This window comes from Streptomyces sp. NPDC059201 (assembly GCF_042754585.1).
Classification (GTDB): Bacteria; Actinomycetota; Actinomycetes; order Streptomycetales; family Streptomycetaceae; genus Streptomyces.
Map to the genome: position 1 here is coordinate 837778 of NZ_JBHZBB010000002.1, position 21580 is coordinate 859357.

The 21580-nt window shown below is 73.6% G+C and carries 16 protein-coding genes and 1 tRNA gene; 10 read left to right on the forward strand and 7 right to left on the reverse strand.

The features are described from left to right. Positions 1-195: 195 nt before the first annotated feature. Both ACFXMG_RS09625 and ACFXMG_RS09630 read right to left on the reverse strand, forming a co-directional pair. Positions 196-1665: an ankyrin repeat domain-containing protein gene (locus ACFXMG_RS09625; RefSeq protein ID WP_383819411.1), complete on the reverse strand. Its 1470-nt coding sequence runs from the start codon at positions 1663-1665 to the stop codon at positions 196-198. Between the two features lie 607 nt (positions 1666-2272). Further along, positions 2273-3178, reverse strand: a complete 906-nt coding sequence (locus ACFXMG_RS09630) for a hypothetical protein (RefSeq protein WP_383819410.1) — start codon at positions 3176-3178, stop codon at positions 2273-2275. A gap of 207 nt (positions 3179-3385) precedes the next feature. Here ACFXMG_RS09630 and ACFXMG_RS09635 point away from each other — a divergent pair, with 207 nt between their 5' ends. Beyond that, a complete protein-coding gene (locus ACFXMG_RS09635) occupies positions 3386-4171 on the forward strand; it encodes a S1 family peptidase (protein WP_383819409.1) in 786 nt (261 codons plus the stop codon). A 381-nt stretch (positions 4172-4552) separates the two neighbouring features. Here ACFXMG_RS09635 and ACFXMG_RS09640 read toward each other — a convergent pair whose 3' ends face one another. Further along, the gene (locus tag ACFXMG_RS09640; protein WP_383819407.1) at positions 4553-6385 is read right to left on the reverse strand and encodes a beta-galactosidase family protein; all 1833 of its coding nucleotides are present in this window, start codon (positions 6383-6385) and stop codon (positions 4553-4555) included. Positions 6386-6539: 154 nt separating this feature from the next. Here ACFXMG_RS09640 and ACFXMG_RS09645 point away from each other — a divergent pair, with 154 nt between their 5' ends. From ACFXMG_RS09645 to ACFXMG_RS09670, 6 genes are all read left to right on the forward strand, one after another. Beyond that, entirely contained in the window at positions 6540-7427 is an 888-nt protein-coding gene (locus tag ACFXMG_RS09645) for a helix-turn-helix domain-containing protein (protein ID WP_383819432.1), read from the forward strand. Between the two features lie 11 nt (positions 7428-7438). Further along, complete coding sequence (locus ACFXMG_RS09650) at positions 7439-7765, forward strand: chorismate mutase (RefSeq protein WP_383819406.1); 327 nt, start codon at positions 7439-7441, stop codon at positions 7763-7765. Beyond that, positions 7765-8754, forward strand: coding sequence for an asparaginase domain-containing protein (locus ACFXMG_RS09655; protein WP_383819404.1), 990 nt, complete (start codon positions 7765-7767; stop codon positions 8752-8754). Before ACFXMG_RS09650 ends, ACFXMG_RS09655 begins: the two co-directional genes overlap by 1 nt. A 115-nt stretch (positions 8755-8869) precedes the next feature. Then, a complete protein-coding gene (gene pepN / locus ACFXMG_RS09660; RefSeq protein WP_383819403.1) occupies positions 8870-11356 on the forward strand; it encodes an aminopeptidase N in 2487 nt (828 codons plus the stop codon). A 466-nt stretch (positions 11357-11822) separates the two neighbouring features. After that, positions 11823-13199 carry a pyridoxal phosphate-dependent decarboxylase family protein gene (locus ACFXMG_RS09665; protein WP_383819401.1) on the forward strand — a complete coding sequence of 459 codons (1377 nt, stop codon included), beginning with the start codon at positions 11823-11825 and terminating at the stop codon, positions 13197-13199. Further along, on the forward strand, positions 13196-14608 hold the full coding sequence (locus ACFXMG_RS09670; RefSeq protein WP_383819400.1) for a lysine N(6)-hydroxylase/L-ornithine N(5)-oxygenase family protein: 1413 nt from the start codon (positions 13196-13198) through the stop codon (positions 14606-14608). The genes ACFXMG_RS09665 and ACFXMG_RS09670 overlap by 4 nt, the downstream gene beginning before the upstream one ends. 2 nt (positions 14609-14610) lie before the next feature. Here the strand turns inward: ACFXMG_RS09670 and ACFXMG_RS09675 are convergent, their stop codons facing one another. Next, positions 14611-16407: a bifunctional metallophosphatase/5'-nucleotidase gene (locus ACFXMG_RS09675; RefSeq protein ID WP_383819398.1), complete on the reverse strand. Its 1797-nt coding sequence runs from the start codon at positions 16405-16407 to the stop codon at positions 14611-14613. Between the two features lie 114 nt (positions 16408-16521). On the opposite strand from ACFXMG_RS09675, the gene ACFXMG_RS09680 reads away from it, so the two are divergent. Next, a complete protein-coding gene (locus ACFXMG_RS09680) occupies positions 16522-17238 on the forward strand; it encodes an SIMPL domain-containing protein (RefSeq protein WP_383819396.1) in 717 nt (238 codons plus the stop codon). Positions 17239-17385: 147 nt separating this feature from the next. After that, the gene (pyk, locus tag ACFXMG_RS09685) at positions 17386-18813 is read left to right on the forward strand and encodes a pyruvate kinase (RefSeq protein ID WP_383819395.1); all 1428 of its coding nucleotides are present in this window, start codon (positions 17386-17388) and stop codon (positions 18811-18813) included. A 166-nt stretch (positions 18814-18979) separates the two neighbouring features. Here the strand turns inward: pyk and ACFXMG_RS09690 are convergent. Continuing rightward, positions 18980-19052, reverse strand: a tRNA-Leu gene (locus ACFXMG_RS09690). 115 nt (positions 19053-19167) lie between these two features. On the opposite strand from ACFXMG_RS09690, the gene ACFXMG_RS09695 reads away from it, so the two are divergent. After that, a complete protein-coding gene (locus ACFXMG_RS09695) occupies positions 19168-19821 on the forward strand; it encodes an ANTAR domain-containing response regulator (RefSeq protein WP_383819394.1) in 654 nt (217 codons plus the stop codon). Between the two features lie 71 nt (positions 19822-19892). Here the strand turns inward: ACFXMG_RS09695 and ACFXMG_RS09700 are convergent, their stop codons facing one another. Further along, positions 19893-20609, reverse strand: coding sequence for an ABC transporter ATP-binding protein (locus ACFXMG_RS09700; protein WP_383819392.1), 717 nt, complete (start codon positions 20607-20609; stop codon positions 19893-19895). After that, entirely contained in the window at positions 20606-21577 is a 972-nt protein-coding gene (locus ACFXMG_RS09705) for an ABC transporter ATP-binding protein (protein ID WP_383819391.1), read from the reverse strand. The genes ACFXMG_RS09700 and ACFXMG_RS09705 overlap by 4 nt, the downstream gene beginning before the upstream one ends. Between the last annotated feature and the right edge of the window lie 3 nt (positions 21578-21580).

The following is a 21580-nucleotide window of genomic DNA, read 5'->3' on the forward strand; positions in this document are numbered from 1 at the left end:
GTGCGGGAGGGTCGTGCGGGAGGGTCGTGCCGACTGGTCGGTTCCCGAGATTCCGCGGATCGCGGCCCGGTGGTGCTCGGTGGTGCCGGTGAGCGGCGCGGGAGTCGGGCCTCCGCGGCCGAACTCGCCGGCGGGGCCTCCGGGGTCGCGGCCTCGGGCTCCCGCGTACGGCGGCGGAGGCCGGGTGACGTGCTGTCAGCGGCGGCGTGGGGGGATCCACTCCAGGCGGGTCCTGACCCGGGTGTCTCGGACGAACTCCAGGGCGGCCAGTGCCGTCTCCCGGGGGGCGCCGTCCGGGTCGCCGTCCGCCAGGACCGACGCCAACGCGTCGACCGCGCGCGGGTCCTGACGGATCGCCAGGCCGCGGGCCGCCTCCGCCGCCGTCTCCGGGTCGGGGTCGGCGAGCCGCTCCGCCAGTGCCTCCCGTACGAGCGGGGTGTCGTCCGGGAGTTCGGCGAGGGCCAGCACCGCCCAGTCCCGCACCCGCGCGTCCCCGTCCCGGCTCAGCCCGAGCAGCACGCCCAGCGCCTCCATGTCCCCGGCGGGTACGAGCCCCGCCAGCGCGCCCGCCGCCGCGCGCCGTACGTCCGGGTCCGGATGGGCGGCCGCGCCCAGCAGTTCCGGCACGGCCGTGGGGTCCGCGCACGCCCCGAGCGCCGTCACCACGGACAGGACGGGTTCGCGCTCCGGGCCCGTCACCTCGGCGGCCAGGCGCCGCAGGACCGGTACCGCGCTCGCCGCGAACCCCGGCAGCGCGCCGAGGATCTGCGCGCCGAGCGCGCGGCGCAGGGGATCGCGGTAGGCGCACCAGGAGGCCGCCGCCACGAAGGTCTCCTCGTCGGCCCGTCCGGCCAGTTCGGCCACCGCCGTCGTCCAGTCGTCGAGCTCCGGGTCGCCGCGCCGCAGCGCCCGCGCGGCCAGCTCCTCGTGCGGGGTGCGCCGGCCGAGGGCCGCCTCCAGGAGGGTGGCGACGGCGGCGTGCCCGGTCTGCCGTTCGTCACCGCGACCGGGGCGGCCGTCCTCGCGCAGCAGCTCGACGACGACGGTCACCCCGCCGTCCTCGCGGACCCGGCGCACGACCGCCTCGTACGTGTCCCCGCCGCCGTTCCCGGCGACCAGGCCGCGTCGCAGCTCCGCCGCGATGTCGACGCCGATCCACCGCCGCGCCTCCCGCAGCGCCGGCGCGGCGCCCCGCGCGTCGTGGTCGAGCAGCGCCCGTACGCAGGCGGTCGAGCCGCGCCGGGCCGCGGCGGCCAGCGGGGCGAGGCCGTCGGGGCCGGGACGGTCGGGGTCGGCGCCGTGCTCCAGCAGGGCGCGTACGGTCTCCGCGTGGCCGAGCCGGACCGCCCAGGCGAGTGCCGTGAACCCGAACTCCTCCTGCTGGTCCGGGTCCGCGCCGGCGGCGAGCAGCGCGCGTACCGTCCCCGCGTGGCCGCCGCAGGCCGCGCCGCACAGGGGGAGGTCGCCGCGGTCCGCTCCGCTGGGGCGGGCGGGGTCGGCGCCGGCGGCGAGGAGGAGGCGGACGATGGCGGGTTCGTCGGCGAGGGCGGCGCGGTAGAGGGCGGTCTCGTGGTCCTCCACGGCCTCCGGGTCGTCTCCTGCGCGGAGGGCGCGGACGACCGCGTCCTCGTCCCCGTCACGGATGCCATCGAACAACGTCCTCATCCCCCGACCCTGACCCCCCACCCCCTCCCCAAGCAAATCCCCCCTCCGGCCGGCCCTGTTGCGGTTGCGCCGGAGCACCCCGCGCGGGCCCGCGCCGGCCCGCGCCCACGGGCCCACGGGCCCGCACCCCCGCGTGCGGCGAGCCCGCACCCTCCTGGACGGCGCCCTCCGCTGCACCCCCGCGCCCATGGGCCGGTGCCCTTCGCTGCACCTCCGTGTGGGCATGCGTCCCGCTAGGGGCGGGACGGGTGGGCACACGGGACGGCGCCCCTTGCCGGGCCTAGGCTTTCCGCGCCTGAACCCGCACCTGCTGTACGGCGCAGTACTGGTGCGGGTCAAGGCACCGGTGCGGAGGCACCCGCGAAGGGTGCCGTTCCGTTGTGCCCACCCGTTCCGCCCCAGCGGAACGTATGCCCACAACGAAACGACGGCGGCCGCCCGGCGCGGGCCCGGGCGCCGGGGTGGGCACCGTCCCAGCGGAACGATTGCCCACAACGAAACGGCGGCGGCGGGCCCGCGCCCGCGCAGGCTGAGGCGCGGGGGGTGGGCACCGGACCAGCGGAACGATTGCCCGCAACGGAGCGGCGGTGGCGCGGAGCCGGGGGGTTCAGGGGGTGCAGGTGTGGGTGGTGGTGCAGAGGCGGCAGCGGGCTTTTAGGGGGTGGCCTGTGGGGACGCGGAGGCGCTGGCGGCAGACGGGGCAGGCGAAGGTGACCGAGACGGGCGGCGGACCGCCCGAGAAGGCGTACGGGGCGCCGGGGGCCGATCGGCCCAGGCGACGGTCGAGGGCGTAGCGGCGACGGTCCGCCCACGCCGCCCCGGCCAGCGGCGGCAGCCTCCGTTCCCGCGCCGCCTCGGCCCGCCCCCGCCGCCACGCCTCGTACGCGACCGCGCTGGTGAACCACGCCGAGGGGTCCTCGCCGAAGAGCTCGGCCCGCTGCGCCAGCACCCAGCCGAACTCCTCCGGCGTCAGATACCCGAGCTTCTGGCTCTCGGCCCCGTCCTGACGGAAGGCGTCGAGAAGCAGCCAGCCCGCCCCGAGGTAGGCGGTCGTCACGTCCGTGAGGATCTCGTTCCGTCCGGTGTCGGGGAAACCGAGGCCGAGGCGGTGGAGGAATACGTGGGCGGTCTCGTGCGCCAGCGCGGCGCCGATGTCCCGGGGGCGCGCCCGGAAGCGTTCGTTCAGCTCGACGAAGTACTCCGGTCCCGCCGCGAGTTCGACCGTCGCGGCGTGCTCCATCGTCCGGAACGACACCACCATCCGCGCCTCCGGGAGGCGAAGGTGGCGCACCAGGACCCCGGCCACCCGGGTGGCGCCGAGGAGCGGGTCCTCGCCGGGGGAGAGGGCCACGTCGGCGGCGGCCACGCTGGCCGTGTACCGCCCGACACCCGTGGGCCCGAGGCGCCGGTAGAGCGCCGTGAGCGAAGCCCGTACGGCCTCCCGGTGGGGGAAGCCGTGCTCCACCCCGTGGGCGTCCTCACCGACCCGTTCGGCCCTGAAGCGGTCCGTCATCCGCGATCCCCCCTCGCCCGCCACTGTACGGTCCGGTGCGGGTGTCTGGCCGAAAAGGCTTCCTTGTGGCGGCAGTTGGAGACTGTCCATAATCTGGACACGCCTTGACGGGCGCATGTCAGCACGGCGTGCGTGACCCACCGTCAGGGCAGCACTCCCGTGAGACAACCCCCCATGTGACACCCCCCCCACGAGAGAAGGCAGACCGTGCAGAAGAACCGACTCGTCCGCACCCTGCAGAAACTCGCCGCCGCCGGCGCCGTCGCCCTCGCCGCACTCAGCCTCCAGCCCGTCTCCAGCGCCACCGCGGCCCCCGCGCCGGTCGTCGGCGGCACCCGCGCCGCCCAGGGCGAGTTCCCCTGGATGATCCGGCTCTCCATGGGCTGCGGCGGCTCGCTGATCAGCCCGCAGGTCGTCCTCACCGCGGCCCACTGCGTCAGCGGCTCCGGCAACAACACCTCCATCACCGCCACCGCCGGCGTCGTGGACCTCCAGTCGAGCAGCGCCGTCAAGGTCCGCTCCACCAAGGTCCTCCAGGCGCCCGGCTACAACGGCAAGGGCAAGGACTGGGCCCTCGTCAAGCTCGCCAGCCCCATCACCTCGGTGCCCACCCTGAAGATCGCCGAGACCACCGCGTACAACAGCGGCACCTTCACCGTGGCCGGCTGGGGCGCGGCCCGCGAGGGCGGCGGGCAGCAGCGCTACCTGCTCAAGGCGAACGTCCCCTTCGTCTCGGACGCCTCCTGCCAGTCCTCCTACGGCAGCGACCTCGTCCCGTCCGAGGAGATCTGCGCCGGCTACAGCCAGGGCGGCGTCGACACCTGCCAGGGCGACTCCGGCGGCCCGATGTTCCGCAAGGACAACGCCGGCGCCTGGATCCAGGTCGGCATCGTGAGCTGGGGCGAAGGCTGCGCCCGCGCCGGCTACCCCGGCGTCTACACAGAGGTCTCCACCTTCGCCGCCGCCATCAAGTCGGCTGCGGCCACGCTGTAACCCGACGGCCCACACCCCCGAGGGCCGGCCCTGACGGTCCGGGCCCGAGGGTCCGGGCCTGGCGGTCCGGGCCTGGTGGTCCGGGCCTGATGGTCCGGCCCCTGCGGTCCGGCCGCTAAGGCCCGACCTCCACGGACCGGACCGTCACCCCGCACGGCCTGCGCCCCCCCCACGGACCACGATCCCCCCACGGACGGAGGGGCCCCAGGACGGCACAGCGTCCCGGGGCCCCTTCCCGCGTTCCCGGGCGGTCCCATGCGGCCCCGCTGGTCCTCGGCGGTCACCGGTGGTCCCGGTGGTCCCGCTGGTCCCCGGTGGCCCCGCCGGCCCCGGGCGGTCCCGCCGGTCTCTGCGCCCCCGCCGGTCCCTCCGGCCCGCACCTCAGCCGAGCTCCACCCCCACCGCCCCCTCGCCCCAGACCCCCGGCCCCGGCGCCAGCCCCGGCTCCACCTCCACCTTCAGCCCCGCCCCCGGCTCCACCTCCAGCCCCGGCTCCACCTCCAGCACCCACACCTCGTTCGCCCCCTCCCGCAGCACCGGCCCCGGGACGAACAACCCCTCCTGCGGGCCGGCCGAAGGCCAGTAGCGGCCCAGGCAGAAGCCGTTCACCCAGACGAAGCCCCGGCCCGCGCCCGGCAGCCGCAGCTCCGCGTCCCCGGCGCCCGCTACTTCCACCGACGCCCGGTACAGGCCCCGCCCGTCCTCCCGCTCCGTCGTCACCGCGCGGAACGGGACCCTGCTCACCGCCTCCGGTGTGAACGCGTCCAGGCGCAGGCCCTGGGCTCGTACCCCGTGGACGTACTGGCGTTCGTGGAGCAGGCCGCCGGTGATGCCCTTCTGCTCGGCCAGTCTCGGGCCGTAGTTCACTCGGCCCAGGGACTCCACCCACAGGTCCACCACCGCCGGGCCCGCCACCGGGGTCGGCAGTGTCGCGTTCTCCTCCGTGAGGACTCCGGCGAAGGTGCCGTCCACCCACACCTGGGCCCGGTCCCGCAGGCCCGTGACCGTGAGCGGGTAGGGCTGCCGGGGGCCCGGTACCGTGAAGCGGTAGTGGGCCAGGCCGCGGTCCACGTTCAGGTCTTCGAGGGTCGGCGGCGCGCCGGTCTCGATCTCCGGGCCGCCCAGTTCCGTCAGGACCGCGCCCAGCGGGGCCCACTCCGTGAGGTCCGCGCGGACCGGGGCGGCCAGCCGGGGCGGGGGCTCCGGCAGCTCGGGCAGGGGGCCCGTCGCGTACTCCTCCAGGACCTCGCGGAAGCGGTGGAACTTCTCCGTGGGGCGGCCCCACTCGTCGACCGGCGCGTCGTAGTCGTACGAGGTCACCGTCGGCAGCAGCCGGCCATCGTGCAGGTCGCCCGCGCGGTTCGCGCCCGCCCAGCCGCCGAAGTTGCTGCCCCCGTGCGCCATGTAGACGTTCACCGACGCCCCGCACTCCAGGATCTCCCGCAGCGCCTCCGCCGCGTCCCGCGCGTCCCGCCCCACGTGCTCCGTGCCCCAGTGGTCGAACCAGCCGCACCAGAACTCCATGCACATCAGCGGACCCGACGGGCGGTGCCGGCGCAGCGTCGCGAAGCCCTCCTTCGCGCCCGAGCCGAAGTTCGCCGTCGCCAGCACCCCCGGCACCGAACCGCCCGTCAGCATGTGGTCCTCGGGCCCGTCCGACGTGAAGAGCGGCACCGTCACCCCGCACTCCCGCAACAGCCCGGCCAGCCACTCCAGATAGCGGGCGTCACTCCCGTAACTCCCGTACTCGTTCTCCACCTGGACCATCACCACCGGCCCGCCCCGGTGCGCCTGCCGCGCCACCACCTGCGGCAGCAGCCGCCGGAACCACGTCTCGACCCGCTCCCGGAACTCCGGGTCCCGGGTCCGCACCCGCCGCCCCAGCGGGCCCGTCACCCAGTGCGGCAGCCCGCCGTTCTCCCACTCGGCGCAGATGTACGGCCCCGGGCGCACGATCGCCCGCATCCCGGCCGCCGCCACCGCGTCCAGGAAGCGGCCCAGCGCCTCCGGATCCGCCCACCGGCCCGGCTCCGGCTCGTGCAGGTTCCACGGCACATAGGTCTCGACGCAGTCCAGGCCCATCGCCCGCAGCATCCCGAGCCGGTGCTCCCAGTGCCCCTCGTGCACCCGGAAGTAGTGCAGCGCCCCCGACAGCAGCCGCACCGGCCGCCCGTCGACCAGAAAGTCCTCGTCACCCACAGCGAACGTGCTCATGGCCTCACCCTCACCCTCTGGCGGCGGGCCGGTCCATGGACAAAGATCGTCGCAGTTTGGACGTTAGAAGTCCGGAGGTGAGAGTCCGGATGTGAGAAGTCCGGACGTGAGAAGTCCGGACGTGAGAAGCACGCGTGGAAGGACCGCCCGGCGGATGTACCACACCTGGATGCGCTACTTCACGCCCGGCCCCGTCCACCACCGCCTCGGCCTCGTCTGCCTCGGCGTCGGACTCCAGCACGGGCGGCTGCCCGTCGTCGGCCCCCGCACCCTCGACCACCACGTCGCCGTCCTCGTCTCCGCCGGCGGCGGCTGGTACCGCTCCGCCGACGGCCGCCGCACCCCCGTCGCCGCGCCCGCCCTCCTCTGGCTCACCCCCGGCGTCCCCCACCACTACGGCGCCGACCCCGCCACCGGCTGGGACGAGTCCTTCGTCGACTTCACCGGGCCCGCCGCCGCCACGTACACCGAACTCGGCTACATCGAGCCCGACCGGCCCGTCGTCCCCCTCGCCGACGCCGCCCCCGCCCGCGCCGCGATCGGGCGCATCGCCCGCGCCGCCCGGCCCGGCAACCCGCTCCTGGAGGTCGAGACCGCCGCCGCCGTCCACGAACTCCTCGTCGCCCTGCGCCGCGCCCGCGCCGACACCGACGCCGACGGCGACCCCGTCCTCACCGGACTCGCCCGCGACGCCTTCCAGCCGCTCTCCGTCGCCGAGCACGCCGCCCGGCACGGCATGTCGCCCGCCGAACTCCGCGCCGCCGTCCGCCGCGCCGCCGGATGCAGCCCCAAGGACTACCTGCTCACCGTCCGCCTCGGCCGCGCCAAGGAACTCCTCGCCGCCACCGAACTGCCCGTCGCCTCCGTCGCCCGCCGCGTCGGCTACGACGACCCCGCCTACTTCTCCCGGCTCTTCACCCGAAGGGTCGGACTCGCCCCGGTCCGCTTCCGCGAGCAGCAGGGCCGGGCCGTCCACGGCGGCTGGAGCGACCGCGTACCGGATCCCGAACACCCGCCCACCCTCACCGGGGACTCCGTCTAAGCTCGCTGACCATGAGCGACACCAGGAACGACTCCAGCGACATCGACCCCGCCGTCAGCGCCGAGCTGACCCGGCTGCGCGAGTCGATCGACAACATCGACGCCGCCGTCGTCCACATGCTCGCCGAACGCTTCAAGTGCACCCAGCAGGTCGGCGTCCTCAAGGCGCGGCACCAGCTGCCGCCCGCCGACCCGGCCCGCGAGGCCCGTCAGATCGCCCGGCTGCGCGAACTCGCCGAGAGCGCCAGACTGGACCCGGCCTTCGCGGAGAAGCTCCTCAACTTCATCATCGCCGAGGTCATCCGCCACCACGAGACGATCGCGGACGAAGCACGCTGATGGCCCGCGTCACGGTCTTCACCCTCGGAGGGACCATCTCCGCGCGAGGCGGTGACGCGACCCGCATGACCGGCCCCGAGGTGCTCGCCGCACTCGGCGCCCCCGAGGACGTCGAACTGCGCGACTTCCGCCGGCTGCCCTCCTCCTCCCTCGCCCCCGAGGACCTCGCCGCGCTCGCCGCGGAGGTGGGCGAGGCCGTCGACGGCGGCTCCGGCGTCGTCGTGGTCCAGGGCACCGACACCCTGGAGGAGACGGCCTTCCTCCTCGACCTGCTCTGCCCCACCGAGCGGGCGCCCGTCGTCGTCACCGGCGCCATGCGCCGCCCCGACCTGCCCGGCGCCGACGGCCCCGCCAACCTCGCGGCCGCGCTCGCCGTCGCCGCCGACCCCGCCTGCCGGGGCCTCGGCGTCCTCGTCGTCCTCGCCGACGAGATCCACGCCGCCCGGCACGCCCGCAAGACCCACACCACCTCGGTCGCCACCTTCGCCTCGCCCGGCGCGGGCCCCCTCGGCACGGTCGTCGAGGGCACCCCGCGGATCCTGCTGCGCCCCGCCGTGCCCACCGCGCCCCGCCGGCTCTCGTACGACCCCGGGGTCCGGATCGCCCTGCTTACCCTGACCCTCGGCGACCGCGGCGAACTCCTCTCCGCCGTCGACGACCGCTTCCAGGGCCTCGTCGTCGCCGCCTTCGGCGCCGGGCACGCGCCCGCGTGGCTCGTCGAACCCCTCGCGGAGCTCGCCCGCCGCATCCCGATCGTCCTCGCCTCCCGTACGGGATCGGGCACCGGCCTCAGCGACACGTACCGCGGCCCCGGCTCCGAGTACGACCTCCTCCACCACGGCCTGATCCCCGCCGGCCCACTGGACCCCGCCAAGGCCCGCCTGCTCCTGGCCGCCCTGGTCTCCTCCGGCGCCGCGGGCCCCGCCGGCTACGACCGCCCCCGCATCACCGCCGCCTTCACCCACCTGGACGGCACCTCCCGCGCCTGACCCCCCGGAGGCCCGCGGAACGGCCCCGACCCGCACCGGGCCCCCGACCCGCACCGGGCCGCCCGATCCGCACCACCTCTGCCCGCCGACCGGTCGATCGGGCAGCATAGGGCGCATGTCCGTACTGACGCGCGACGAAGCGCAGACCCGTGCCCAGCTGCTCGACGTCCACCGCTACACGGTGGAACTCGACCTCACCACCGGCGACGAGACCTTCGGGTCCACCAGCCTCATCCGGTTCACCGCCCGCGCCGCCGGGGACACCTTCGTCGACGTCAAGCCGGACATCCTGCACTCCGTCACCCTCGACGGAAAGCCCCTCGACCCCGCCGCCCTCGTCGAGAACCGGCTCCCGCTCCGCCTCACCGAGGGCGAGCACGAGCTGAGCCTCACCGCCACCATGCGCTACTCGCACACCGGCGAGGGCATGCACCGCTTCCTCGACCCCACCGACGGCGAGTCCTACGTCTACACCCAGCTCTTCATGGAGGACGTCCAGCGCGTCTTCGCCGCCTTCGACCAGCCCGACCTCAAGGCCGTCTTCGAGCTGACCGCCACCGTCCCCGAGGGCTGGACCTTCCTCTCCAACGGCATCACCGAGCGGCAGGACGACGGCCGCTGGAAGGCCGCCGCCACCCAGCCGCTCTCCACCTACTTCGTCTGCGTCGCCGCCGGCCCCTGGCACTCGGTCCGCACCGAGCACGCCGGACTGCCCTTCGGCCTCCACTGCCGCCGCTCGCTCGCGCCCTACCTCGACGCCGACGCCGACGAGATCCTCGCCGTCACCAAGGCGTGCTTCGACCGCTTCCACGAGAAGTTCGACGAGCCCTACCCCTTCGACTCCTACGACCAGGCGTTCGTCCCCGAGTTCAACTCCGGCGCCATGGAGAACCCCGGACTCGTCACCTTCCGCGACGAGTTCGTCTTCCGCTCCGCCGTCACCGACACCGAGCGGATGACCCGCGCCATGGTCATCGCCCACGAGATGGCCCACATGTGGTTCGGCGACCTCGTCACCCTCCGCTGGTGGGACGACATCTGGCTGAACGAGTCCTTCGCCGAGTACATGGGCTACCAGACCATCAACGAGGCGTGCTCCGACCTCTTCGCCGACACCTGGATCGACTTCGGCGTCGCCCGCAAGTCCTGGGGGTACGACGCCGACCAGCGCCCCTCCACCCACCCCGTCGCCCCCGACCCCGAGGCCGTCCCCGACACCGCCTCCGCCCTCCTCAACTTCGACGGCATCTCCTACGCCAAGGGCGCCTCCGCGCTGCGTCAGCTCGTCGCCTGGCTCGGCGAGGAGGACTTCCTCGCCGGCATCAACATCCACTTCAAGCGGCACCGGTTCGGCAACGCCACCCTCGCCGACTTCATCGACAACCTCGCCGCCGCCACCGACCGCGACGTCCACGCCTGGGCCGAGCAGTGGCTCCGCACCACCGGCGTCGACACCCTCACCCCCCGCCTCACCGGCGAGGGCAGCCGCTGGGAACTCACCGTCGACCGCGCGGGCAGCCGCCCCCACCGCATCGAGGCCGGCCTCTACGACCGCCGCCCCGACGGCGAACTCGCCCTCCGCGCGCGCGTCGCCCTCGACGTGCCGCAGACCGAGCCCACCCGGCTCACCGGCCCCCGCCCCGCCCTCGTCGTCCTCAACGAAGGCGACCTCAGCTACGCCAAGCTCCGCTTCGACGAGGTCTCCGAGGAGTCCGCCCTCCGCGGCCTCTCCCGCATCCCCGACCCGCTCGCCCGCGCCGTCGTCTGGAACAGCCTGCGGGACATGGTCCGCGACGGCGAACTCGACCCCGCCGCCTACCTGGAGACCGCCCTCGCCCACCTCCCCGAGGAGAGCGAACTCGGCATCGTCCAGGGCGTCCTGGCCTTCGCCAGGCAGCAGATCGCCGACCGTTACGTCTCCGAGGCGCGCCGCCCCGACGCCCTCGCCACCCTCCGCCAGATCGCCCGCGCGCTGCTCCGCCGCACTGAGGACGGCGAGGAGCCCGGACTGCGCCTCACCGCCGTCCGCGCCCTCGTCGACAGCGCCACCACCCCCGACCAGATCGCCACCTGGCTCGACGAGGGCACCGTCCACGGCGGCCCCGAGCTCGACCCGGAGCTGCGCTGGCGCATCCTCGCCCGGCTCGCCGTCCTCGGCGCCACCGACGAGGCCGCCATCGCCGCCGAGCTGGCGCGCGACCCCAGCGCCACCGGCCAGGAGGGCGCGGCCCGCTGCCGCGCCGCGCTCCCGGACCCGGCGGCCAAGGCGGCGGCCTGGGCGGCCATGTTCGACTCCGACGACCTGTCGAACTACCTGTTCACCGCCACCGCCCTCGGCTTCTGGCAGCCCGAACAGTCCGAACTGGTCAGCGGTTACGTAGACCGCTTCTACGCCGCGGCCATCGCCCTGGGCGACCGCCGCGGCCCCGTCATGGCCGAGGCCGCCGGCCGCCACGCCTTCCCCGCGTACGCCATCGACCCCGCGTCCCTGGCCCTAGGCGAACGCCACCTCACCGACGACACCATGCTCCCCGCCCTCCACCGCAAACTGGCCGACCAACTGGACGACCTGTCCCGAGCGCTCCGCGTCCGCGAGTCCTGACGGGGACAGGGGACGACCCGCCCGCGCCCGCAGGCCCCGGCTCCCACCGGGACGGCACCCCCGTCCTTCCGCGTCCGCGAGGGCTGACGGCGACCGCTCCGGCACGCCGCCCGAAGCCCTCCGCGTCCGCAGAGGCTCGCGCCCACCGGTACGGCGCCCCGCGCCCTCCGCGCCCGCGAGGGCTGCGGGCGTGCGCGGCCCTTAGCGCCCGCGGAGGCTGACGCCCACCGGGACGACCCGCCCGCGGCCTTCCACGTCGCGGGGGCTGACGGCGACCGCTCCGGCACGCCCGAAGCCCTCCGCGTCCGCGGGGGCTCGCCCACCGGTACGGCGCCCCGCGCACCCCGCCCCCGCCCGCCCCCGCTCCCACCCAGCCGCCCCCCCCCGCCAAGGTGCCGTCCCTCGTTCGGGTCACGTGACAGCGGTCGCCGGACAGGGCGGGGGCGGCACCGGCACCCTGTCGTCCATGCGTGTCGCACCTCCGGCAGCTCTTGCTGCTCAGCCCACTTCGCTCAGCCGGCTTCTCGGGATCGCGCTGGACGCGCTGCGTACCGGCGCGGAGGAACGGGGTGGTCCGCTGCCCGCCGGCGGGCCGGAGGCGGTCGGCGCGCGGGTGCGGGCCGCGCTCGGAGACGTACTCCCCGAGACCGGTACGGGACAGGACGAGGCGCTGCGCACCCTCGTCCACCTGGTGGCCGCGGGCGCGGCCGACCCCGCGCACCCGCTGTGCGCCGCCCATCTGCACACCCCGCCGCTCGCGGTCGCCGCCGCCGCCGACCTGGCCGCCGCCGCGCTCAACCCCTCGATGGACTCCTGGGACCAGGCCCCGGCCGCCTCCGCCCTGGAGGCCGAGGTCACCGCCGCGCTCGCCGCCGAGGTCTTCCCCGGGGCCGCCCGCCCCGACGCCCTCGTCACCACCGGCGGCACCGAGTCCAACCAACTGGCCCTCCTCCTCGCCCGGGAGCGGCACGGCCCCGGCCTCACCACCGTCGTCGGCGCCCAGGCCCACCACTCCGTCCGCCGCGCCGCCTGGCTCCTCGGCCTGCCCGAGCCGGTCACCGTCCCCACCCCCAGCGGCCTGCTCGACCCGGCCGCCGTGGCCCGTACCCTCGCCGCCCAGCAGGGGCCCGTCCTCCTCGCCGCCACCGCGGGCACCACCGACGAGGGCCTGATCGACCCGCTGCCGGAGCTCGCCGACGCCTGCGCCGCGCACGGCGCCGAGCTGCACGTCGACGCGGCCTACGGCGGCCCGCTCCTCCTCAGCCGCACCCACCGCCGCCTCCTGGCGGGCCTGGACCGGGCCCGTACCGTCACCCTCGACCTGCACAAGCTCGGCTGGCAGCCGGTCGCCGCCGGACTCCTCGCCGTCCGCGAGTCCACCGACCTCGCCGCCCTCTCCCACACCGCCGACTACCTCAACGCCGGCGACGACACCGAGGCCGGCCTCCCCGACCTGCTCGGCCGCTCCCTGCGCACCACCCGCCGCCCCGACGTCCTCAAGGCCGCCGTCACCCTGCGCGCCCTCGGCAGGACCGGGCTCGGCGCCCTGGTGGACCTCTGCCTGGAGCGCGCCCAGGACCTGGCCGACCTGGTGGAGAAGGCCCCCGACCTGGAGCTGCGGGCCCGCCCCGCCCTGACCACCGTCCTCTTCCGCCCGGCCGGCGCCGAGGACGCGGAGGTGGCCGCGGTCCGCCGCCGGCTGCTCGCCGAAGGCCGGGCCGTCCTCGGCCGCGCCGAGGCGGACGGCCGGCTGTGGCTCAAGGCCACCCTCCTCAACCCCCACACCACCCCCGACGACCTGGCCCAGCTCATCACCCTCGTGGAAGGCGGCACCGACCGATGACCGGCAGCACCCCTCAGCAGGACCTCGACCGCCCGCACGATCTGGTGGGCGTCGGCATCGGCCCGTTCAACCTCTCGCTCGCCGCCCTCGCCGACGGCGTCCCCGGCGGCATCGCCGCCACCTTCTTCGAGCAGCGCCCCGCCTTCCACTGGCACCCCGGCCTCCTCCTCGACGGCGCCACCCTCCAGGTCCCCTTCCTCGCCGACCTGGTGACCCTCGCCGACCCGGCCAGCCCCTGGTCCTTCCTCAACTACCTGAAGGGCCGCGAGCGCCTCTTCCCCTTCTACTTCGCGGAGAAGTTCCACATCCAGCGCGCCGAGTACGACGCCTACTGCCGCTGGGTCAGCGAGCGGCTGACCGGCCTCCACTTCGGCCACCAGGTCGACTCCGTCCGCTGGAACCCCGAACGGAAGCTCTTCGAGGTCGACTTCACCCAGCTCGACCAGGACGGCGAGGCCGCCGCCCTCGGCCGCGCCTACACCCGGAACGTGGTCCTCGGCGTCGGCACCGAGCCGTACGTCCCCGAGCCGCTGCGCCCGCTCGCCGACGCCCCCGGCGTGCCCGTGGTGCACGCCGCCGACTACCTCGCCCACCGCGACGCGCTGCTCGCCGCCCGGCACGTCACCGTGATCGGCTCCGGCCAGTCCGGCGCCGAGGTCTTCCTCGACCTGCTCCGGGCCCGCCCGGCGGGCGCCGAGCGCCTCACCTGGCTCTCCCGCACCGAGGCGTTCGCGCCCATGGAGTACTCGAAGCTGGGCCTCGAACACTTCACCCCCGACTACACCCGCTACTTCCACGCCCTGCCCGAGCCCGTCCGGGGCGAACTCGTGCCCCGCCAGTGGCAGTTGCACAAGGGCATCGACGCGGACACCATCGCCGCCATCCACGACGAGCTGTACCGCCGTACCCTGCACGGCGGCTGGCCGGACGCCGTCCTCACCCCCGGGGTCCGGGTCCGCACGGCGGGCCGGGTCGCCACCACCCAGGTCGAGCTGCACCTGGAGCACGTCCAGCAGGGCTCCCGCTCCCGCCTCACCACCGACGCCGTCGTCCTCGCCACCGGCTACCGGGAGCGCCCGGTCGGCCGCATGCTCGCCGGTCTCGACCCGTATCTGCGGCACGACGCGGCGGGCCGGGCGCGGATCGACGAGCGGTACCGGCTGGTCCTCGACCCCTCGGTGACCGGCTCGGTGTACGTGCAGAACGCGGAGCGCCACACGCACGGCGTCGGCGCCCCCGACCTGGGCCTGGCCGCCTGGCGCAGCGCGGTCATCCTCAACGCGGTCACGGGCAAGGAGCCGTACCCGCTGCCGCGCCGGACCGCCTTCACCAGTTTCGGCCTGGACGCGCGGGAGGCGCCGAGCATCCCGTCCCAGGACCGGAAGCTGACGCCTCTCGTACAGCAGTAGGACTAGAACACCGGCACGCCGTCCCGGGTCAGCGTCCAGTCCACCGACGCGAACTGCCCCGGGTCGACCGTGCCCTTGGCCCGCACCCACTGGATGATCGTGTTGCGGATCTCGTCCGAGTCCGCCCACAGCTGCGGGGCCCCGGCGACGTGCGGGAAGGCGCCGCCGCCGCCGGCGCGGTAGTTGTTGACCGCGAGGACGAACCGCGCGGCCGGGTCGAGGGGCTTGCCCTCGAAGGAGAGGCCGGTGATCCGCTGCCCGACCGGCTGGGCGATGTCGATGGCGTACGTCAGCCCGGACACGGCGTCGTAGTTGTAGTCCGGGGTGCCGTCCGCGTTGGTGAGCTTCGCGGTGTCGACGGGGGCGCCCGCCGGGGTCCGGACGTAGTACTTCGCCGAGTACTCCAGGTACTCCTTCAGCTGGGCGCCCGTCAGCAGACGGGCCTCCAGGGTGTTCTCGAAGGGGTAGAGCCCGGCGGCGTCCTTGATGGTGATCTGCCCGGCCGGGATGCGGGCCGTGCGGGAGAAGCAGGACGCCTGCGAGAGCACCGGCAGGGCCGCGTACGCGCCGCCGGCCAGCGCCGCCTTCACGGTCTCGGCCTGGACGACGTTGATCAGGTCGATGATCGGCTCGTCCTTCCACGGCGCGTCGGCCGTGGTCATGGCGGCGGTGGAGGTGCCGATGACCGTGTTGACGTAGGCGACGACCTTCTGGTGCTCGTCGGCGAGCAGCCCGGTGATCTCCGGGTCCTCCTCGACGGTGTTGGAGTTGAGGACCCGCGCGGCGACCTTCTCCACCGTCCAGCGGCCCTTCGCCCACACGAGGTCGAAGTCGAAGAGGGTGAGGCGCTGGCCCCACTTCAGCGGCTCGGAGAGGACGACCTCCTTGCCGGTCTCCTTGTTGGTGATCCGGTACTCGGGGATCTCGGTGTGGGCGTGCCCGACGAGGATCGCGTCGATGCCGGGGACCTGCTCGGCGACGAGCCCGGCCGCGTTCTCGACGTGGGGGAGCTGGTCGCCGTACGAGGAGGTGCCGCTGGAGCCGGAGTGCGCGGAGACGACCACGACGTCGGCGCCCATGGAGCGCAGCCGCGGCACCCACTTCGCGGCCTGCTCCTCCAGACCGGGGAAGACCATCTTCCCGCTGACGTTGGCCTTGTCCCAGATCGCGATGCCGGGGTTGGTCAGGCCGAGCACCGCGACCTTGACGTCCCTGCCGTGCGGGGTGCGCAGCCGGTGGAAGCTGTACGGGGGGAAGGCCGGGCGCAGCGTCTTCGCGTCGAGCGCGTTGGCGCCGAGCAGCGGGAAGTCGCACTGCTCCTCGAACTTCCGCAGCACCGGGATGCCGTAGTTGAACTCGTGGTTGCCGAGCGCGGCGGCGTCGTAGCCGATGGCGTTCATGGCCTGGGCCATCGGGTGGACGGGGCCGCCCTTGCGGGTGATGGGGTCGATCTTGGCGTAGTAGTACGAGAGCTGGGTGCCCTGGATGGTGTCGCCGGCGTCGATGAGGAGGGTGTTGCGGCGGCCCTTGGCGGCGCGGACCTGGTCGACCAGGGTGGAGATCTTGGCGAGGCCGACGTCGTTGTGTGCCTTGTCGTCGAACTCCTTGTCCGTGAAGTAGTCCCAGTTCAGGACGTTTCCGTGCAGGTCGGTGGTGCCCATGACGGTGAAGGAGTACCGCTTGGCCGGCCTGTGGCGGGTTCCGTGGGCCTCGGCGGTGGCGGCGGCCCCGGCGGTGAGGGCGGCCCCGGCTCCGAGGGCGGCGGAGCTCTCAAGGAAGGTCCGGCGGTTCAGCGGCATGTGCGTACTCCTCGGTGTCCGTGGCGCTGTCCAGGTGCACAACGCGCGTAGATTCTGGCTCAGACGCCTCCCGGGCAACAGCCCTTTCGGGTTACGGAGTGGGAAAGTGTTCGTATGCCACCGATCCCCGGCCCGGAGGAGTCCGCCGTGACGCACGCCCACCCCACCCCGCAGGCCCCGCAGGTGACGGTCCGTGGCGAGGGCCGTCTCGAAGTCGATCCGGAACTGGCCCGGTTCTGGCTGACCGTCTCCGCGCGGGGCACCGACCGGTCCGCCGTCCTCGCGGACCTCACCCGCCGCAACGCCGAGGTGCTCGAACGGGTCAGGGCGCGCGGGGCGGCGGTGGGGAAGCTGGAGACCGGCAGCTTCTCGATCTTCCCGGAGCCGTCCCGCCGGGGGAGGGGCGAGCAGGTACGGGCCTACCGGGGGCTGGTGCGGATCGCCGTCGAGCTCACCGACTTCACCGTCCTCGGCGAGCTGGTGCCGGAGCTCGCCGACCGGGAGCAGACCGAGGTGGAGGGCCCCTGGTGGGAACTGCGCCCGGACTCGGAGGCGTACGCGGAGGCGCGCCGGCTCGCGGTGGCGGAGGCGGTGCGGCGGGCGCGGGCCTACGCGGAGGCGCTGGGCACCGCGCTGGGCTCACTCCTCGAACTGTCGGACGCGGGGCTGCCGGAGCAGGGCATGCCGAGGGGCGGCGGCTTCCAGCCGATGATGGCCTCCTTCGCGGAGGAGGGCGCCGGCGCGGCCCCCTCCCTCGACCTCGCGCCGCAGCGGCGGACGGTGACCGCCGAGGTCGTCGCGCGGTTCACGATGCTGCCGCCCGCACTCTGAGACGAGGGCCTCCGGGGCGCGGAAATCGCTCATCGGAGCAGGGCTCTGCACAGATTCAAGTCTTGTCAACAACGTTTCACGGAAAGGTTGTTGAGTAGTCATGCGGGACCCTGCGGCTACTGATGGGTAAGGCCCTAGGCTCGACTCATGCGCCGAGCGAAAATCGTTTGTACCCTTGGGCCCGCCACCGAAACATACGACCAGATCAAGGCGTTGATCGAGGCCGGGATGGACGTGGCCCGCTTCAACCTCAGCCACGGCTCCTACGCCGAGCACGAGGAGCGTTACCAGCGGGTCCGCAAGGCGGCCGACGAGACGGGCCGCAGTGTGGGCGTCCTCGCCGACCTTCAAGGCCCGAAGATCCGGCTCGGCCGCTTCCGCGAGGGTCCCGTACTGCTTGAACGCGGTGACGACTTCACCATCACCGTCGAGCCGACGGAGGGCGACCGCCACTGCTGCGGCACCACCTACTCCGGCCTCGCCGAGGACGTCACCGCCGGTGAGCGGATCCTCGTCGACGACGGCCGGGTCACCCTGGAGGTCACCTCCGTCGACGGCCCCCGGGTGCGCACCCGGGTCGTCGAGGGCGGCATGGTCTCCGACCACAAGGGCCTCAACCTGCCGGGCGTCGCCGTCTCCGTCCCGGCGCTCTCCGAGAAGGACGTCGAGGACCTCCGCTGGGCGCTGCGCATCGGTGCCGACGTCATCGCGCTCTCCTTCGTCCGCTCCGCCCGGGACATCGAGGACGTCCACCGGATCATGGACGAGGAGGGCCGCCGCCTCCCGGTCATCGCCAAGATCGAGAAGCCGCAGGCGGTCGAGAACATCGACGAGATCGTCGCCGCCTTCGACGGCATCATGGTCGCCCGCGGCGACCTCGGCGTGGAGATGCCGCTGGAGCAGGTGCCGATCGTCCAGAAGCGCGCGGTCAAGCTCGCCAAGCGGAACGCGAAGCCGGTCATCGTCGCGACGCAGATGCTCGACTCGATGATCGACAACTCCCGGCCCACCCGCGCCGAGGCGTCCGACGTGGCCAACGCCGTCATCGACGGCACCGACGCCGTGATGCTCTCCGGCGAGACCAGCGTCGGCCGGCACCCGATCGAGACGGTCCGCACCATGAGCCGGATCGTGGAGGCCGCCGAGGAGGACGTCCTCGCCAAGGGCCTCCCGCCGCTGACCGAGCGGAACAAGCCGCGCACCCAGGGCGGCGCGGTGGCCCGAGCCGCCGCCGAGATGGGCGACTTCCTCGGTGCGAAGTTCCTGGTCGCCTTCACCCAGTCCGGCGACACCGTGCGGCGGCTCTCCCGCTACCGCTCGCCGATCCCCCTGCTCGCCTTCACCCCGGACCCGGCGACCCGCTCCCAGCTCAACCTCACCTGGGGCGTCGAGACCTTCCTCGGCCCCCACGTCGACTCCACGGACGCGATGGTCGCCCAGGTCGACGAGGAACTGCTGCGCATCGGCCGCTGCAAGAAGGGTGACGTAGTCGTCATCACGGCCGGCTCCCCCCCCGGCGTCTCCGGCTCGACCAACCTGGTCCGAGTCCACCACATCGGAGACCCCCTCTCCTAGCCCCCGGCCCCCGCACGCGCCGCCACAAGAAGAACCCCGCCACCGTCTTCCCGGTGGCGGGGTTCTCGCGTTCTGCGTCTTGCGTCCCGTAGTCCTAGACGAGCCCCTCGGCCGTCTCCCGGTCCGGAACGCCTGAAAGTCTCATTCCTAGGAATCAAAGGTAATGTGCCCCGGGTGGGATTCGAACCCACGCTGGATGGTGTTTGAGACCACTGCCTCTACCGCTGGGCTACCGGGGCTTCCTTTGAAACAAAGGCCGATGATCACCCGCCGTGCCCCTACCTTACAGGAGGTGGGTAGGCTCATGGGGAGCTGTATCCGCCTCGGAACGAGGCCATCGAACGAGGAGCCCGCGTGACCGCCCCCGAGTCGCCCCAGCCCGCCGACGACGCCGACGTTTCGCACGTCCCGCCGCTGACCACCCGCGTCGTCATCGCCGAGGACGAGGCCCTGATCCGCCTCGATCTCAAGGAGATGCTGGAGGAGGAGGGCTACACGGTCGTCGGCGAGGCGGGCGACGGAGCCACCGCCGTCGAGCTGGCCCGCGAGCACCGCCCCGACCTGGTGATCCTGGACGTGAAGATGCCCGTCCTCGACGGCATCTCCGCCGCCGAGAAGATCGCCGGCGAGTCCATCGCCCCGGTCCTCATGCTCACCGCCTTCTCCCAGCGCGACCTCGTCGAGCGCGCCCGCGACGCCGGCGCCATGGCCTACCTGGTCAAGCCGTTCAGCAAGAGCGACGTCGTCCCCGCCATCGAGATGGCCGTCTCCCGCTTCGCCGAGCTGCGCGCCCTGGAGCAGGAGGTCGCCGACCTCAGCCAGCGCCTGGAGACCCGCAAGCTGGTCGACCGCGCCAAGTCGATCCTCCAGACCCAGTACGGCCTGTCCGAGCCGGCCGCCTTCCGCTGGATCCAGAAGACCTCCATGGACCGCCGCCTGTCCATGCAGCAGGTCGCCGAGGCCGTCATCGAGGACGCCGAGGAGAAGAAGGCCGCGAAGGGGCAGTAGCCCCCGCCCGTACGACGAGAAGGCCCGCCCCGCGCGATGCGGGGCGGGCCTCCTCGTATCCGTACCGGCTGTCAGTCCTCGCCGAGGTACGCCTTGCGCACCGACTCGTCGTGCAGCAGGTCCCGGCCCGTGCCCGAGAGCACGACCTTGCCGATCTCCATCACGTGACCGTGGTCCGCCAGCGCGAGCGCCGCCTGGGCGTTCTGCTCGACGAGCAGGATCGTGGTGCCCTGCGACTTCAGCTCCGCGATGGTCGCCATGATCTTCTGCATCATGATCGGCGAGAGACCCATCGAGGGCTCGTCGAGCATCAGCAGCTTCGGCTGGGACATCAGCGCCCGGCCCATCGCGAGCATCTGCTGCTCACCGCCGGAGAGCGTGCCGGCCGCCTGCTTGCGACGCTCGCCCAGGATCGGGAAGAGGTCGTAGGCGCGCTGCACGTCCTTGGCGATGCCGGCGCTGTCCTTCCGGAGGAAGGCGCCGAGGAGCAGGTTCTCCTCGATCGTCATGCGCGGGAAGATGTGCCGGCCCTCGGGGGAGTGGGCCAGACCCAGCGAGACGATCTTGTGCGCGGGGATCTTGCGGAGGGACTTGCCCTCGAACTTGATCTGCCCGCCGACCGGCTTGAGGAGCCCGGAGAGGGTCCGCAGGGTGGTGGTCTTCCCGGCGCCGTTGGTGCCGATGAGGGTGACGACCTCGCCCGCCTCCACGGAGAAGGAGATGCCCTTGACGGCCTCGATCTTTCCGTAGGCGACGCGTAGGTCCTCGACTTCGAGCAGTGCGGTCATGCGTCGTTCTCCTTGCCCGGAGCGGCGTCCTTCGCGGCGTCCGCCGCGTCCGCCGGGGTGTCGTCCTCGGCCGGGGTCTCCTCCGCCGGGGCCTCGTCGTCCGCCGGCGCCTCGTCCGCGGGAGCCTCGTCCGCGGGGGCCTCGGCCTTCGGGGACTCGTCGATCGGCTCGCCGAGGTACGCGGCGATGACCCGCTCGTCGCTCTGGACGGTCTGGCTGTCGCCCTCGATCAGCTTCTGGCCCTGCACGAGCACGGCGACCCGGTCGCACAGGTTGAAGATGAAGCGCATGTCGTGCTCGATGACGAGCACGGCGATGCCCATGTCCCGGATGGCGAAGATGAGTTCCTCGGCCGCCCGGGTCTCCTGCGGGTTCATGCCGGCGGTCGGCTCGTCCAGCAGGATCAGGCCCGGGTCGCTCGCCAGCGCGCGGGCGATCTCCAGCTTGCGCTGCTCGCCGTACGGCAGGTTCTTGGCGAGGTGCTGCGCCTTGTCCGCGAGGCCGATGAACTCCAGGAGCTCCATCGCGCGCTTCTCGGAGGCCGCCTCGGCCCGCTTGAAGCCCGGGCCGCGCAGCAGGGCGGACCAGAGGCCCTCCTTGGTGCGGGTGTGCCGGCCGACGAGCACGTTCTCCAGGACCGTCATGTTGTTGAAGAGACGGATGTTCTGGAAGGTACGGGCGATGCCGGCCGCGGTGACCTTGAAGGACTTCGGCGGCAGGACCTGGCCCTTGTAGCGGACCTCGCCCTCGGTGGGCACGTACAGACCGGTCAGGCAGTTGAAGAAGGTGGTCTTGCCGGCGCCGTTCGGGCCGATCAGACCGACGATCTCGCCGCTGTTGACCGTGAGGTTCACGTCGCGGACGGCGGTCAGGCCGCCGAAGCGCATGGTGACCCCGCGTGCGTCGAGCACGGTCTCGCGGGCGGCCGGCTCCGGGGTGGCGTCGGCCTTGGTGGTGGTCGTCGTCATGGT

Coding starts and splice junctions, on each gene's coding strand:
- ACFXMG_RS09705 (WP_383819391.1), bottom strand. CDS start 21,577: ATGACGACGACCACCACCAAGGCCGACGCCACCCCGGAGCCGGCCGCC.
- ACFXMG_RS09675 (WP_383819398.1), bottom strand. CDS start 16,407: ATGCCGCTGAACCGCCGGACCTTCCTTGAGAGCTCCGCCGCCCTCGGA.
- ACFXMG_RS09645 (WP_383819432.1), top strand. CDS start 6,540: ATGTACCACACCTGGATGCGCTACTTCACGCCCGGCCCCGTCCACCAC.
- ACFXMG_RS09670 (WP_383819400.1), top strand. CDS start 13,196: ATGACCGGCAGCACCCCTCAGCAGGACCTCGACCGCCCGCACGATCTG.
- ACFXMG_RS09625 (WP_383819411.1), bottom strand. CDS start 1,665: ATGAGGACGTTGTTCGATGGCATCCGTGACGGGGACGAGGACGCGGTC.
- ACFXMG_RS09680 (WP_383819396.1), top strand. CDS start 16,522: ATGCCACCGATCCCCGGCCCGGAGGAGTCCGCCGTGACGCACGCCCAC.
- ACFXMG_RS09700 (WP_383819392.1), bottom strand. CDS start 20,609: ATGACCGCACTGCTCGAAGTCGAGGACCTACGCGTCGCCTACGGAAAG.
- ACFXMG_RS09640 (WP_383819407.1), bottom strand. CDS start 6,385: ATGAGCACGTTCGCTGTGGGTGACGAGGACTTTCTGGTCGACGGGCGG.
- ACFXMG_RS09655 (WP_383819404.1), top strand. CDS start 7,765: ATGGCCCGCGTCACGGTCTTCACCCTCGGAGGGACCATCTCCGCGCGA.
- pyk (WP_383819395.1), top strand. CDS start 17,386: ATGCGCCGAGCGAAAATCGTTTGTACCCTTGGGCCCGCCACCGAAACA.
- ACFXMG_RS09650 (WP_383819406.1), top strand. CDS start 7,439: ATGAGCGACACCAGGAACGACTCCAGCGACATCGACCCCGCCGTCAGC.
- ACFXMG_RS09665 (WP_383819401.1), top strand. CDS start 11,823: ATGCGTGTCGCACCTCCGGCAGCTCTTGCTGCTCAGCCCACTTCGCTC.
- ACFXMG_RS09630 (WP_383819410.1), bottom strand. CDS start 3,178: ATGACGGACCGCTTCAGGGCCGAACGGGTCGGTGAGGACGCCCACGGG.
- pepN (WP_383819403.1), top strand. CDS start 8,870: ATGTCCGTACTGACGCGCGACGAAGCGCAGACCCGTGCCCAGCTGCTC.